This window comes from Metabacillus sp. 22489 (assembly GCF_052044855.1).
Classification (GTDB): domain Bacteria; phylum Bacillota; class Bacilli; order Bacillales; family Bacillaceae; genus Metabacillus; species Metabacillus niabensis.
Genome location: NZ_JBQENT010000002.1, coordinates 221270 through 235210, shown reverse-complemented (window position 1 = coordinate 235210; position 13941 = coordinate 221270). Strand labels below are relative to the sequence as shown.

At 37.1% G+C, this 13941-nt stretch carries 13 protein-coding genes; 8 read left to right on the top strand and 5 right to left on the bottom strand.

Annotated features, from left to right (window positions below):
* A partial coding sequence (tnpA, locus tag ACTJJ9_RS02380; protein ID WP_440768427.1) for an IS200/IS605 family transposase occupies window positions 1-269 on the top strand: 269 nt, incomplete at its 5' end.
* A gap of 181 nt (window positions 270-450) precedes the next feature.
* On the opposite strand, the gene ACTJJ9_RS02375 is transcribed toward tnpA, so the two are convergent.
* Entirely contained in the window at window positions 451-1437 is a 987-nt protein-coding gene (locus ACTJJ9_RS02375) for a glycoside hydrolase family 43 protein (protein WP_145581130.1), read from the bottom strand.
* Window positions 1438-1830: 393 nt separating this feature from the next.
* Between ACTJJ9_RS02375 and sstT the strand changes: the two genes are divergently transcribed.
* The gene (gene sstT / locus ACTJJ9_RS02370; RefSeq protein WP_145581129.1) at window positions 1831-3069 is read left to right on the top strand and encodes a serine/threonine transporter SstT; all 1239 of its coding nucleotides are present in this window, start codon (window positions 1831-1833) and stop codon (window positions 3067-3069) included.
* Window positions 3070-3120: 51 nt separating this feature from the next.
* On the opposite strand, the gene ACTJJ9_RS02365 is transcribed toward sstT, so the two are convergent.
* Both ACTJJ9_RS02365 and ACTJJ9_RS02360 read right to left on the bottom strand, forming a co-directional pair.
* Window positions 3121-3651 (bottom strand): hypothetical protein, encoded by a 531-nt coding sequence (locus tag ACTJJ9_RS02365; protein WP_095302580.1) that lies wholly within the window; start codon window positions 3649-3651, stop codon window positions 3121-3123.
* The gene (locus tag ACTJJ9_RS02360; RefSeq protein WP_145581128.1) at window positions 3620-4117 is read right to left on the bottom strand and encodes a hypothetical protein; all 498 of its coding nucleotides are present in this window, start codon (window positions 4115-4117) and stop codon (window positions 3620-3622) included. Before ACTJJ9_RS02360 ends, ACTJJ9_RS02365 begins: the two co-directional genes overlap by 32 nt.
* Window positions 4118-4349: 232 nt before the next feature.
* On the opposite strand from ACTJJ9_RS02360, the gene ACTJJ9_RS02355 reads away from it, so the two are divergent.
* On the top strand, window positions 4350-6728 hold the full coding sequence (locus ACTJJ9_RS02355; protein WP_440768426.1) for a polyprenyl synthetase family protein: 2379 nt from the start codon (window positions 4350-4352) through the stop codon (window positions 6726-6728).
* Between the two features lie 134 nt (window positions 6729-6862).
* Here ACTJJ9_RS02355 and ACTJJ9_RS02350 read toward each other — a convergent pair whose 3' ends face one another.
* Window positions 6863-7396, bottom strand: a complete 534-nt coding sequence (locus ACTJJ9_RS02350) for a GNAT family N-acetyltransferase (RefSeq protein WP_174879652.1) — start codon at window positions 7394-7396, stop codon at window positions 6863-6865.
* A 232-nt stretch (window positions 7397-7628) separates the two neighbouring features.
* Between ACTJJ9_RS02350 and ACTJJ9_RS02345 the strand changes: the two genes are divergently transcribed.
* From ACTJJ9_RS02345 to ACTJJ9_RS02325, 5 genes are all read left to right on the top strand, one after another.
* Complete coding sequence (locus ACTJJ9_RS02345; protein ID WP_145581125.1) at window positions 7629-8831, top strand: sensor histidine kinase; 1203 nt, start codon at window positions 7629-7631, stop codon at window positions 8829-8831.
* Complete coding sequence (locus ACTJJ9_RS02340; protein WP_145581124.1) at window positions 8828-9499, top strand: response regulator transcription factor; 672 nt, start codon at window positions 8828-8830, stop codon at window positions 9497-9499. The genes ACTJJ9_RS02345 and ACTJJ9_RS02340 overlap by 4 nt, the downstream gene beginning before the upstream one ends.
* Before the next feature lie 168 nt (window positions 9500-9667).
* Window positions 9668-10603: an ABC transporter ATP-binding protein gene (locus ACTJJ9_RS02335; RefSeq protein ID WP_145581123.1), complete on the top strand. Its 936-nt coding sequence runs from the start codon at window positions 9668-9670 to the stop codon at window positions 10601-10603.
* An 11-nt stretch (window positions 10604-10614) separates the two neighbouring features.
* Entirely contained in the window at window positions 10615-11832 is a 1218-nt protein-coding gene (locus tag ACTJJ9_RS02330) for an ABC transporter permease (protein WP_145581122.1), read from the top strand.
* Window positions 11833-11844: 12 nt separating this feature from the next.
* Window positions 11845-13005 (top strand): ABC transporter permease, encoded by a 1161-nt coding sequence (locus ACTJJ9_RS02325; RefSeq protein ID WP_145581121.1) that lies wholly within the window; start codon window positions 11845-11847, stop codon window positions 13003-13005.
* An 81-nt stretch (window positions 13006-13086) separates the two neighbouring features.
* On the opposite strand, the gene ACTJJ9_RS02320 is transcribed toward ACTJJ9_RS02325, so the two are convergent.
* Window positions 13087-13917 carry a TetR/AcrR family transcriptional regulator gene (locus tag ACTJJ9_RS02320; RefSeq protein ID WP_095302593.1) on the bottom strand — a complete coding sequence of 277 codons (831 nt, stop codon included), beginning with the start codon at window positions 13915-13917 and terminating at the stop codon, window positions 13087-13089.
* Window positions 13918-13941: the final 24 nt, after the last annotated feature.

Sequence of the window (13941 nt, the reverse complement as noted above, 5' to 3'; positions counted from 1 at the left end):
TCCCACCTAAATTGAGTGTGTCTCAATTCATGGGTTACTTAAAAGGAAAGAGTAGTCTTATGATTTTTGATAGACATGCGAATTTAAAGTATCGATATGGAAATCGGAAATTTTGGTGCAGAGGTTTCTATGTTGATACAGTAGGCCGAAATAAAAAGCAAATACAAGAATATATTAGAAATCAGCTAGTAGAAGACTACCGAGCTGATCAATTAACATTGTTCGAAGAGTTTGATCCATTTACAGGAGAAAAAAATAGGAAGAAATAAGAAAATTCTTTAGAATTAGTGAGTAAATGTGGTGCAAAAGGGAAACCCATTCAGTGGGCCTTTAAGGCCGAGGCCGGAAAGAGAGGCTTTTAGCCGCAGAGCAAACCACCAGTTCTCACTGGTGGTTTTGATTCCTCCATGATAAAAGCTGACCCTTAGAAGAGTCAGCTATCAGTCTAAATTATTTATGTCCATAAGGATCAATTGTTTGAATTGTCCCATCCTCGTTGTATGTTAGCTCTGTATATTTTACAGAGCGCTTATGGTTTACTCCGTCTGATAATTCACAGTCATGGTAGAACAGATACCATTTATCTTTATATTCAACAATTGAATGATGTGTCGTCCAGCCGATAACAGGAGTAAGAATCGTTCCCTTGAACACAAATGGTCCCTGTGGATTTTCGCTTACAGCATAAACAATTTTATGGGTTGTACCTGTTGAATAGGATAAATAGTAAAGGCCATTGTATTTATGAACCCATGGGCCTTCGAAAAATCTACGGTCTTCATCGCTTGCTAGAATTGGGTTGCCATCCTCATCAACAATCGAGATTTCTTTCGGTTCGCTTTTAAATGTTAGCATATCATCAGTTAATTCTGCGACTCTTGGTCCTAAAGCAGGCTCTGTAGGAGCTGGACCTTCTGCATCTGGGTTAAATGCTCCTGTTTGCCACTTCTCTAGTTGTCCTCCCCAAAGTCCGCCAAAATAAGCATAAGCTTTGTCATCCTCATCGACTAACACTGCTGGATCGATGCTGAAGCTGCCTGGAATATAATTTTCCTCTGGTGTAAATGGTCCTGCAGGATTGTCGCTTGTTGCAACACCGATACGGAAAATGCCATCAAGATCTCTAGCAGGGAAAAATAAATAATATTTGTTGTTTTTGTAGGCAGCATCTGGAGCCCAAAGCTGCTTACTAGCCCAAGGAATATCCTTTAAGTGAAGAACCTCCCCGTGGTCGACGACTGGTCCGTTTACATCATCCATTGATAAAACATGGTAATCTTCCATTTTATATTGGTCACCATTATCATTTGAAGGTTCATCATGATCAAGGTCATGTGAAGGATAAATATATAGCTTTCCTTCAAAAACATGTGCAGAAGGATCTGCCGTAAAAATATGTGTAACGATAGGTTCGTTTGGTTTAGTTTCTTTTCCCATTTGCTCTCCCCCATATATTAGTTAAAGTGCTTACATTTTAAGTATACCGATTTCTTCAGACTTTGTATACCCATTAAACTAACTTTCGGAAGATAACGTATAAATAGTAAAAAACAAAGTGAGATTTACTAACTCGATAATTATATGAAGATTCGAATAATTATGAAACATCAAAATAATATTGTAATATATCGAGAAAGTCCTTATAATAGTATTCGTTAAATAGACAATTGTCCTTTCTGGGTGGAATGTATCCGATATTTTAGTAGAAAGGTTTATTTTGAAATTTATTAAGCTTTATAAGCTATGTAAGTAGAATGAATTGTTTATTTACTTATAAAGTATGAAATTATCCAGATTATTATATAAATTGAAAATTATTGGAGGATATTTATGAAAAGTATATTGAAAAAGTGGAATAAGCTAAGTATCGTAAAGCAAATCATTATCGGCCTAATCATTGGGATTATCCTAGCTGTAACGGTTCCTGAAGGAGCGAAATTTATTACGATACTAGGCTCTTTATTTGTCGGTGCATTAAAGGCGGTTGCACCTGTGTTAGTCCTTTTCCTAGTGATGGCTGCCATCGCTCAACATAAAAGTGGTCATAAAACGAATATGAAATCGATTATCCTCCTGTACCTTATAGGAACCTTTTTGGCTGGTTTAATTGCTGTAATTGCTAGTTTTATTTTCCCTGTAGGATTAACACTTGCAGAGAGTCCTGAAGGTTTCACATCACCTGAAGGCGTAGGGGATGTTCTTAAAACATTATTGTTAAACATTGTTGATAATCCAGTTAATGCGATTGTTAATGGAAATTATATTGGAATTTTAACTTGGGCAATTCTCCTTGGTTTTGCTCTTAGAAGTGCTCCTGATTCGACAAAATCAGTCATCATTCATTTTTCAGATGCGGTGTCAAAGGTTGTTACGTGGGTAATCAAGCTTGCACCACTAGGGATTATGGGGCTTGTGTTTGAGGCGATTGCAACAAATGGATTAGAATCATTGCTAAGCTATGGAAAATTGCTTCTCGTTTTACTTGGCTGTATGTTCTTTGTAGCGTTAGTGGTTAATCCAATTATCGTCTTTGTCATGATTAAGCAAAATCCTTATCCACTTGTATTTAAATGTTTAAAGGAAAGCGGCATTACAGCATTCTTCACACGAAGCTCTGCTGCGAATATTCCTGTAAATATGAGATTATGTGAGGACCTTGGGTTAAACAAGGATAATTATTCTGTTTCTATCCCATTAGGTGCAACGATTAATATGGCTGGTGCAGCTGTTACGATATCTGTATTGACGCTTGCAGCGGTTCATACACTGGACATTTCAGTCGATATTGCAACAGCGATCATTCTTAGTGTAGTTGCAGCAATATGTGCTTGTGGTGCTTCTGGTGTTGCTGGTGGTTCATTATTGTTAATTCCGCTAGCATGTAGCTTATTTGGAATATCAGCTGATGTTGCGATGCAAGTAGTAGGGGTAGGATTTATCATTGGGGTTTTACAAGATTCATGTGAAACAGCACTTAACTCTTCAACAGATGCGCTGTTTACGGCGGCAGCAGAATTCAAGGATTGGCGAAATGAAGGGAAGAAAATAGAAATTAACAAACTGGCATAAAATATAACAGCTCCTCTAGTATTAGTAACGTAAAGGACTAGAGGAGCTTTTTTATTTATTCCCTTTTTCTACTTGTTGAATTCTCTCTGACGTATAGTGCAGTTGCTTTGAAGCCCATTTAAAAAAGAAAATGTGAAACGTATATACAAGAAGATAGACAACAACTGAGTATAGTATATGCCAATGATGATAATGAAAAACGCCAAAATGGATTGATATCCATTCGAAAATAGTACTAGAAACAGCCCATATGACAACATGAAACCATGAATGTAGTTTATAATATTTATCATAAGCATAATAAAACAAATAACCGTAAAATGAATAAACGATTGAATACGTTATCTCATCAAAAACCTCATGTGTGTTATCGTCAAAGCTACTGTAAATATCAAGAGGGTGTGTTGCAAGCGTAGTGTCTACAGTGCGTCCGATAACAGAGTTTATTAAAAATAGCAAAATAAATAATTGGATTGGAAACCGTTTTGGCAAGATGAGTGATAAAAGAATTAATCCGCATGCAACGAATAGCACGAATATTTCATTTTCATCAAAGCTTTTTGGAAATGTTAATACTTCCATTCATAATTCCTGCTCTCACTAACAATTTTCGATAACTAAAGACAATGAATACATTGAGGCATAAAATGACGGCCCAATATAAAATTGAAGGATAATAAGACCAGTGAACGAGCTTTACTAACCCAAGCCCATATCCAACATATAAACAGGAGCCGTGAATGAGCAACGAAATCATGAAAAGAGCCATTCTCATCCATGTTGATTTCAAGCTTATGAATAAGGATAGAAAACATAGAGTTAGCATTGGCATTAAATAAATATTCCCTATTAGGAAAGTGATAGCTGAAATAGGTTTATTCGACAGTTGTATTAAGTCTAGGTTAACTATAGTGATAAGAATAAATACCTCATTAATCATCGCATTAACCATCCAATTTAAAACGATTTCGACAGGATGTAATGCTTTATTCCAATTGATTAGTAAGAGAATGGTTGCTAATAAAAGAGTTAAAGTAAGTACTAGCAAGTATTTCTCCTTTCTTCAATCTGATTTTTAGGAAATGATAGTTTATTTTCCCCAAAACAATTATAACTATTCCCTTAATTGCTTTAAAAAGATATCATTGAGTCAATTTTTATGTATTTTTTTAGATTTCTCATGATAAAGATGGTAACGTAAAAGGATGAAAAACTTATAGATTATGAAAATGAGCATTGTAGGCATTGCATACAAATAGAAGATAACAAGATGTAGAGGAATGGATGATATGAATCAGGAACTTATTGAAAATGCGGATAAAAGCTATAAGCATGCTGAGACGCGGGCAGGGGAATATTTTCAAACACTTTTTACTTATGTTGAGAAAAAAGCTTTTATCCCAATCTTAACAAAGGACATCCAAGCATGGAGACAGAATCATATTCGCAGGTCTTCATTGATGTCCTTTTTATCACGAGGAAAAAGGATATCTGCTTCAGACGGTTATCATAGCTACATTAAGTGGTTAAATTACACTGGGAAGCTTGAGAATTATTTGGATCGTAGCTTTTCGTATATATTTCTACGGGATTTAGGGAAAACGTTGAATTCATCAGAGTCGCAAAAGAAAATTCAGCAAGTAGTAACCAGTGTCAAACAGCGGCTTTTATCAAACATGGATAACGAAGCGGATCCGCTTAGTATTGTCGAGTTATATCGATGGGCACAGAAGGAAAACGTCGAAGCTGCAATCATTTGGCTAATGGACAAATTAAAAAAGGTTTCTTCCATCCTTCCTCAAGGGATGGATGCTGATCAAGCGCAACGTAAGCTAATTAAGCTTATTGCCGGTGTTATGATGCATGTGATAGAGGAGATGGATGACAATATCACAGCAGAGGAGCGTGCCAGGCAACTTGATGCGGCGATTAGGTTAGGTTATTCCTATGGAGTAACGTATCCATTTATAGATGATCTTTTAGATGCGAATGTGTTATCAAAGCTGGAAAAGCAACGATATTCCAATTTGATACGCACAACTCTTATTACAGGAACAGTACCAAGTTTGGGGAAATGGACTGGGGAAAACGGAGATTTCATTCGAGCTGTTCACAACGAGCTTCGTGAAGCCTTTCAATATATAAAGTCAGAGCAGCATCCTAAGCAAAGAAAAGGATTTTTTGAACAAGCATTTGTTTTTTTCCAAGCGCAAGAGGTCGACCGGATGAAGGAGATCTCAGACGCAACCTATACGAATGAGGATTTGTTTATTCCGGTCATATTAAAATCATCCTTTTCACGATTAATAGCTCGCTCCGTTATTAATGCCCCAGAGGACGAGGGCTTTGATAACAGAACGTTTTTATACGGGATTTATAATCAGCTAGCAGATGATTTTGCCGATATGTTTCATGATCTGGAGGCTGGTGCGGTTACGCCGTATACGTATTATTTAACATATCATCGAGAAAGACCGGATTTAATCAATCCCTTTGAATTGTACTGGACAGTTATCGCTAATTTAATTCACAATGTGTACGGATCTGATACGAAGACATGTGAAGTCATGTTGAACCGAGCTATAAATGGCTTGAAACGGTTTAAAGAGCGAATTGGAGCGGAGAAATACAATGATGTGATGGCGCTTTTCACGAAAGGGATGCCAGCCTTTAATCAATTAATTCAAAAGATGGTTGAGAAGGCAGATGATGTTGATTTCTTTGATAAGCTCCTGCGTGACCAAATCTTATTAAATTTAAAAAAAGAACGAAAAGAGCGAGAAGAATTTTTTCAGCAATTAAAAACAGTTCGTGAACAGATAAATCATAGCCTCCCAATTTCTAATAGTGAAAATAACTCAATGGATGATCCGATTATTGAGGCAGCAAATTATAGCTTGGAAGGTTCCGGCAAGCGATTAAGACCAATTATTACTTGGGTTATCGGTGTGAATGAATATGGTTTGAGTGGTGAGGCGATTATGCCACTTTTAAAATCATTGGAGTACATGCATACAGCATCACTTATTTTTGATGATTTGCCATCTCAGGATAACGCAAAAATAAGAAGGGGACGCCCGACTCTTCACCAGATTTATAACAGTGCTGTAGCGGAATTAACCGGTCTTTTTCTTACTCAAAAGGCGATTGAAGAACAAGCATCACTAAATTCATTTGAATCAGAAGCTGTTTTTCGCTTAATCCAATACTCAGTCCAAGTTACAGCAGAAATGTGTAGAGGCCAGGCGATGGATTTAGATTCAAAGGGGAAGCAGTTGACTCTCGAACAATTAAATACGATGTGTTTTTATAAAACAGGGATAGCGTTTGAGGCTTCTCTTGTCATGCCTGCAATACTCGCAAAGGCGGATGAGGAGGAAATAGAAGCATTGAAAAACTATGCGCGTCATTTAGGCATTGCTTTTCAAATAAAAGATGACCTTTTAGATGTTGAGGGGAGTGTTAGTTTACTTGGAAAAGCTCCTGGTAAAGATGAAGAAAATCATAATGCGACCTTTGTATCAATACTAGGTGTGGTTGGTGCAAAGAAAGCAATGTGGGATCATTATTGTTTGGCGATGGAGGCTGTACGTAACGTATCACACAATACGACCTTTCTAAAGCATTTAATGGATTATATCGTAAACCGAGATAACTAACAGTTAGTAAATCAGAATATGACATGATAAGTAAGAAGCACTACATTCAGATAAATAACTGAATGTGGTGCTTTTTGCTGTAGCTTTATGATAAAGTCTGATTATAAGTATGGCGTAAACGTTGATACCTTCTGTTATTTTCGTAATTTTAAATCCGAGAATAACATCCCATATACAATGCTATCTGTCCATTCACCCTTATTCCAAAAATCCTGAATAAAATGAGCCTCTTTTCTCATACCTATACGCTCACACAACCTTTGTGATGCTTTATTTCTTGCATCAAGGTTGGCTTGTATACGATGCACAGCAAAATCAACAAATAACTTCTTGACTAAACTACTCACGGCTTCAGTTGCATAACCCTTTCCTGATGCTTCGTTAGAAAAACTATAACCAATCTCAACAGTATCTTTCATATCTGTATACCAAACGGATAAATCACCAATGACTTTAGTATCGTTTACTACTGCTAAACTTAAATTTGTTTCTTTTGTGAGTACACGATTTTCTAGCTTTTTATTAAATCTTTCATGCATATTTTCATGTGTCCACTTATCATGCAAGAGATATTTACACGTATCATCGTTATTGTATATGGTAAATACATCTTGTAAGTCATTACGATTAAACGGTCTAATTGTTAATCTTTCAGTGCTAAATTCCAAAAAAACTCCTCCTTTGATTACTAAATATTAATTGCAAATTTCATTCCTCTTTCATTATAAAGGATCAATCTTTTTTATATAGCTGGATTTGTAAGTTTATAGGAGTAGGGAACTGCATGTATGACTATTTGAAAATATTACCTTATCAATAATAAAGGATAAGTTTATAATATTTGTATTCTATTTATTAATCGATATTATTTTTGTTTACCCATTCCATTGAGGTGATTTCTTGAATTTTACTCTTTTGAAAAGTATTCGGCTCGTTATGTTTGTTTTAATCAGCTACATCTATTACTTTAATCTTGGAAGTCATACGACGATTCAGTTCATTTTTGTTATGGTTGCGTCTATTGGATTTTGTATCAATCACATTATGTTAATTACCTCGTTTGGAAAAAACTATTTTCCTATCTTAATTGTAATGGATTCGATCTTAACTATAGGCTTTGTCTTTCTTTTTCCGGGATCAACATTATATTTAATTTTATTTGGAGTGAACGCTGTAACAATTTTTTTATTTTCTGAAAGTCAGAAAGTAATTACTCGTTTCTCCGTTGGTTTCTTTCTCGTATGGGGGGGATGTATTTATTACACGTACTATGCAACAGGCGTAATTGATGTTATGAGCAATATTGTAAACTTTACATTTATTCTTTTTTCTGCAGTTGTCGGTCGGTTAATTCATAAGCTAGAGCTTGCACAAGTAGAAAATGAAAAGCAATATGAGGAGCTTCAAAAAACGCATGATGCCTTGAAGGACGCTCATCAGCAGCTACATCTTTTTTCACAACAAGTAGAGGAATTGACACTTATTCGAGAACGGAATCGGATATCTGGAGAGATTCATGATACGGTTGGACATAAAATGACAGCACTACTTGTTCAACTACAGGTAGCAAAGGAGCTTCTGGATATACAGCCGGAAAAAAGTAAGCAGACGGTGCTGTTATGTGAAGAGCTTGCGAGAAATGCTCTTCAGGAAATTCGATTGTCTGTTCGCACGTTAAAAGACACGGACAAACCGCAATCCTTTATCACAGTAACGAGGAAAATCCTTGAAGACTATCAGAAGATGACAGGCTTGAAATCTAGCTTTCAATTACATGGCGATGCCTCGCGTATCCCAATATCTATGCAGCTAGACATAACACGAGTAATCCAGGAATCGATTACAAATGCAGTTCGTCATGGGCAGGCTACAGAATGTCAAATTAAGATTGAAGTAACCGATATGGCGGTAGAGGCGATGATCAACGACAATGGGAAAGGTTCATCAGAGATAAGTCCAGGCTTTGGCTTGAAGCATATGAGAGAACGAGTCATTGAGCATGGCGGGAGAATTGTGTTTGAAGGCATGCCTGATACAGGTTTTATCGTGAAAGCAAGTTTTCCTTTAAAGGAAATTAGGTGGCAGATAGGTGGGGGACAATGATTAAGATAATAATTGCAGATGATCAAGAACTAATGCGTGATGGGCTTGCGACAATTCTAAATCTTAAATCTGATCTAGATGTTGTCGATGTTGCAGCAAATGGACGAGAGGCGTTAGAGAAAGCGATGCAGCATCGGCCGGATATCGTGTTAATGGATATTCGCATGCCTGTTGCAAATGGGGTTGAAGGGACAAAGCTGATTACAGCCGCCCTACCAGATTCGAAGGTTTTGATGTTAACAACCTTTAATGATAGTGAGTTAATTTTTGAAGCGCTTGAAGAAGGAGCTAGTGGCTACCTGTTAAAGGATATGCCTACTGACACGATTGTTCAAGCGATAAAAACGGTCCAATCAGGTGGTATGGTCTTACCAAAAGAATTAACTGCAGATATTGTTAGAGAAATGAGAAGAAATCAATCATCTGATGAGACTGTCACTGATGATGAAGTACAAAAACAAATAAGCGAATTAACAGAGCGTGAACTACAAGTGTTACATAAGCTCGGTTTAGGCTTAAATAACAAGGAAATCGCAGCTGAACTGTTTATTTCAGAGGGGACGGTTAAAAATCACGTATCAAACGTTATAAATAAACTTGAGCTAAGAGACCGTACACAAGCAGCTATTTTTGCTGTTAGATATAACATTACAACATTTTCATCATGACTTTCGGCATAATCGACTCTATGACATACAGCTAACATAGCTGTATTTTTTTTATGGAAAAATCTATCTAGAGAGAGATTTGTAAAGAGAAGTTAAAAGCTAAAATTTAAACATCAAGTGAAATGTTAATACTCAAATCAACAGAATCGTTCAAAAGGATGTGGAAATATGTTAGAGGTTAAAGAGCTTAAGAAAAGCTACGGGAATAAAGAAGTAGTTAAAAATGTTTCCTTTACAATTGATAAAGGGGAATCATTCGGTTTGCTTGGACCAAATGGAGCGGGCAAATCAACAACGATCTCAATGATATGTGGCCTTCTCCCATATGACCAAGGAGAAGTGCTTGTTAGCGATCGATCTGTTAAAAAATTCCCCATGCATATTAAGAAAAAGATCGGAGTTGTCCCACAGGAAATTGCGCTCTATCCTACAATGTCTGCTAGAGATAATCTGCTATTTTGGGGGAAGATGTACGGGTTAACAGGGACGAAGGCGAAGAGTCGGGTGGAAGAAGTGTTGGATTTTGTGGGACTTACCGACCGAGCAAAGGAGAGAATCGAAACATTTTCAGGTGGGATGAAACGGCGGATTAATATTGGTGCAGCCTTAATGCATGAGCCTGAGCTGCTGATTATGGATGAACCGACAGTAGGGATAGACCCACAATCACGAAATCATATTTTAGAAACAGTCAAAAAACTTAATGAACAAGGAATGACGATTATTTACACAAGTCATTATATGGAGGAAGTAGAGTATCTTTGTAACCGTGTTGGCATCATTGACCATGGTGAGGTTATTGCCATTGGAACGAAAACGGAGCTATGCAGCCGTTTAGTTGGTGGTTCGGTTGTGCAGCTAACAATTGAAAAAGCTTCGATTGAAGCAGTAGAAGCGTTAAGGAGCTTAGATAATATTAAACAAGTTGTGACGAAAGAGGACAGCGATGTCGTTGAGGTTTTTGTACAAAATCCTCATGAGACATTAGGAAATATTATGACCACTGCTGTTAATCATGGAATGAAAATTGGTGCCGTTGAAGTAAAAGAGCCTAATCTAGAGACGCTCTTCTTACAGTTAACAGGGCGTTCATTACGAGATTAGGAGGATAAAGGATGAGTTTTTTCACAATTGCGCTGAAGGATATAAAAATTAGCCTGTTCGACCGAAAAGGATTTGTGATGATGCTACTTATGCCGATTATTTTAACAGCTATCCTTGGTTCAGCACTTAGCGGTGTTTTTGGAGAGAATGGCTCGATTCCGAAAACAACGGTCGGTATCGTCGTATCGTCACAAGATGATCTGTTAACAGATCAATTTATACATGACGTATTGCAAGGTGATGAATTAAAAGAAAGCTTAACTGTTAAGCAAATTGATTCAAAGGAACGTTTACAAGAAGAGGTGGAGCAGCAGAGTGTGGATGTCGGGTTATTCCTTCCTGCTGGCTGGGGAGAAGGTCTAGCAAATGGTGATGTACATGATTTAACAATTTATCATGATCCTGAGAAGGGGATTCAGTCGAAGATTATTCAGACGATCACGACATCCTTTGTAGAAAAAGCGACCTCTGTCTCGATTGCAACAGGAGTCTTAACGGAGGAGCTAGCAACGGCAGTTCCAGCGTCTAATCAGAAAATAAACATTGCTGACATATCGATGCAAATTGCTGATGAGCTTACTAAAATAGCGTCTTCTAAAGTCGATGCGGTAACAGCTGAGAAGGACGGAAAAGAGCCTATTTCAGGAATGCAGTACTATGCAGCTGCGATGGCGGCAATGTTTTTATTATTCAATATAACGATTGGTGCAAAATCGATAATTCAAGAGCGGAAAACTGAAACATTAGCTAGATTATTGAGCAGTCCGATAAGATATTCCTCTATCATATTTGGGAAGTTTTTAGGAACTCTCTATTATTCAATCATCCAGTTTTTCATATTTGTTCTGACTACCCATTTTTTATTTGATGTTAATTGGGGGAATAACCTATTGCAAATCGTCGCCATTGGTTTAGCTTATTCCATTTCTGTTGCAGGCTTTTCAATGATTATTGCAGGGCTGTTGACAGAAGAGAAAACGGCCGATTCAGTTGGTGGACTTGGTATTCAAATTTTGGCACTTTTAGGCGGGTCAATGGTTCCACTTACAGCTTTTCCTGAGGGCCTTCAAAGACTTGCGAATATTGCTCCTAATAAATGGGCTCTTAATAGCTTTTTAGAAGTAATGAACGGAACGACCTGGAATACACTTGCTTTACCTATTGCAATACTTATTTTAAGTGGATTAATCGCCTTGATTTTAGGATCGCTTAAATTAAAGGTGAGCTAAGGAGGAGAAACGATGAGAAAGATTGGTGCTATTACATTATTTGAACTAAAGAGGATTTTTCAGAAGCCGCAATCATACCTCCTTATGTTTGGCATGCCTCTGTTATTTACGTTCATTTTTGGGGGGCTCTTTTCTAATGAGGAAGAGGAGGAAAAGCCAACCATTGCTGTCGTTGATCTTGATCAGTCTTCTTTTTCGGAGGCATTCATTCAAGAGATAGAGAGTAAGGAGATCATGACGATAAGTCTTGAAAATCATCAGGAAGCAAGTGACAAATTCTCTGAACAAAAAATAACAGGGTATATTCAGATCAATGAAGGCTTTGAGGATGACGTTTTGCAGATAGAGGATCCGGAAATTACGTTTATCGCATCACCTTCATTTGAGGGTGCGGCGATAATTGAGCAAGTCATCAATGATAGTATCGTTAACCTATTGATGACGGCAAAGGCTTCAAATACGTATCATAATGTGACAGGGGATGATTTGCAGGGAGTTCAAGAGAAAGTTTCTAAAGAACTTGCCACAACCCCAGATGGAATTGAAATGGTGTCAATAATGAAAGGGAAAGAACTTGAAATGATGAATGATATGACTGCCCGTTCCGCAGGCTTTTCAATTATGTTCGTCATGATGACAATGCTTGTAAGTACAGGGGTAATATTAGAGGCTAGACAAACTGGTGTCTGGTATCGAATGATGTCCACTCCTACAATGAAAAGTGAACTGTTGATTGGGTATTTGTTTGCCTTTTTCGTAATTGGCTGGATTCAATTTGGTATTCTTATGCTCGTCTCGAAGTTTGTATTTCACGTCGAGTGGGGAAATGTAGTGGGTAACATTATCCTTGTATCAAGCCTATTACTTTGTACGATTGGATTAGGTCTATTCATCGCTAGCATTGTTAAATCATCAGAGCAACAATCTGTGTTTGGGAATCTTATTATTGTTTCGACATGTATGCTTGGAGGTGTTTATTGGCCCCTTGAGATTATGCCAGACTTCATGCAGCAGCTCGCTAAGTTTGTTCCGCAATATTGGGGACTTGAAGGCTTTGCAGAGCTTTCGGCAAGGGGAGGAACAGTATTGGACATATTAGTACCAGTTGGGATTCTTCTCGCATTCACTGCTGTTTTTTTAGTGATAGGAATGACAAGAATTCGTTTTGAATAAATGTTGCGATGAAAAGAGAAAACATAGTAAAAGGCAACCGTTATGCAGTTGCCTTTTTACGTGTGTTACTTTTGTAGTGAATCAAATATTAAAGTAATTTCTAAGTATAAAAGAAGTCCATTTACAGTGTGGATTGTTTCTTATGTTTTCTAATAATCCCTTTGTTAGTGCCCGGCCTAGTTTAGGTTCTAGTAATTCTTCCTTCAATATAAGGAGAGATTCTTTTTCGATTGATTCTTCCATTACTTCGAGGTTTCGATCAATCATTTCAATGATTTGTTCTTCTGAGAAGTGCTCCTCTAAAGGCTGGTTTATGATTTGTATTAGCTCATTCGTAATAAAAGGGATGGTCACATGTTTAGCTAATATCTCCGTTTTTTCGGTAAGTGACTTTGCTAGAGCTACTAAATCTAGAGATATATTAGTAAATAATAGTAGGGGTAAATAAGTTTGAATAAATCCTTTTATGCAATATACTAAATCATATTTTGAATGTTCGACGTTATTGCCATATAATCTTTCGACCATCGATAAAATTGTTTTATCTTGAAGTTGATTGTAACCGTGAAGCTTCGCTAGTAACTCCTCGTTAAGCGTATGAGTTTGTTCTTTAATAAATAACTTAGCGAAATTTGAGTATTTACTTAGTGCATGAAAGCTTGAATAGTAGAAATCATATAAAAGGCTTTCATTTTCTATCGTTCTGACCTTGTAGTCAATTTCGCTGACGATTTGCGTCATGAAATGGTCTATTAATGAAATGATCAGCTCATCCTTAGATTTAAAGGACAAGTAAAATGCACCTTTTGAAATGCCGCAGCGTTCGGTTATTTGTTGTACTGATGTTGCTTCAAACCCTTGCTCTGCAAATAGTTCCAAGGCCTTTTCCATAATTAATTGTTTTTTCAACATTCTATCTCTCTCCTAGGTAATGTT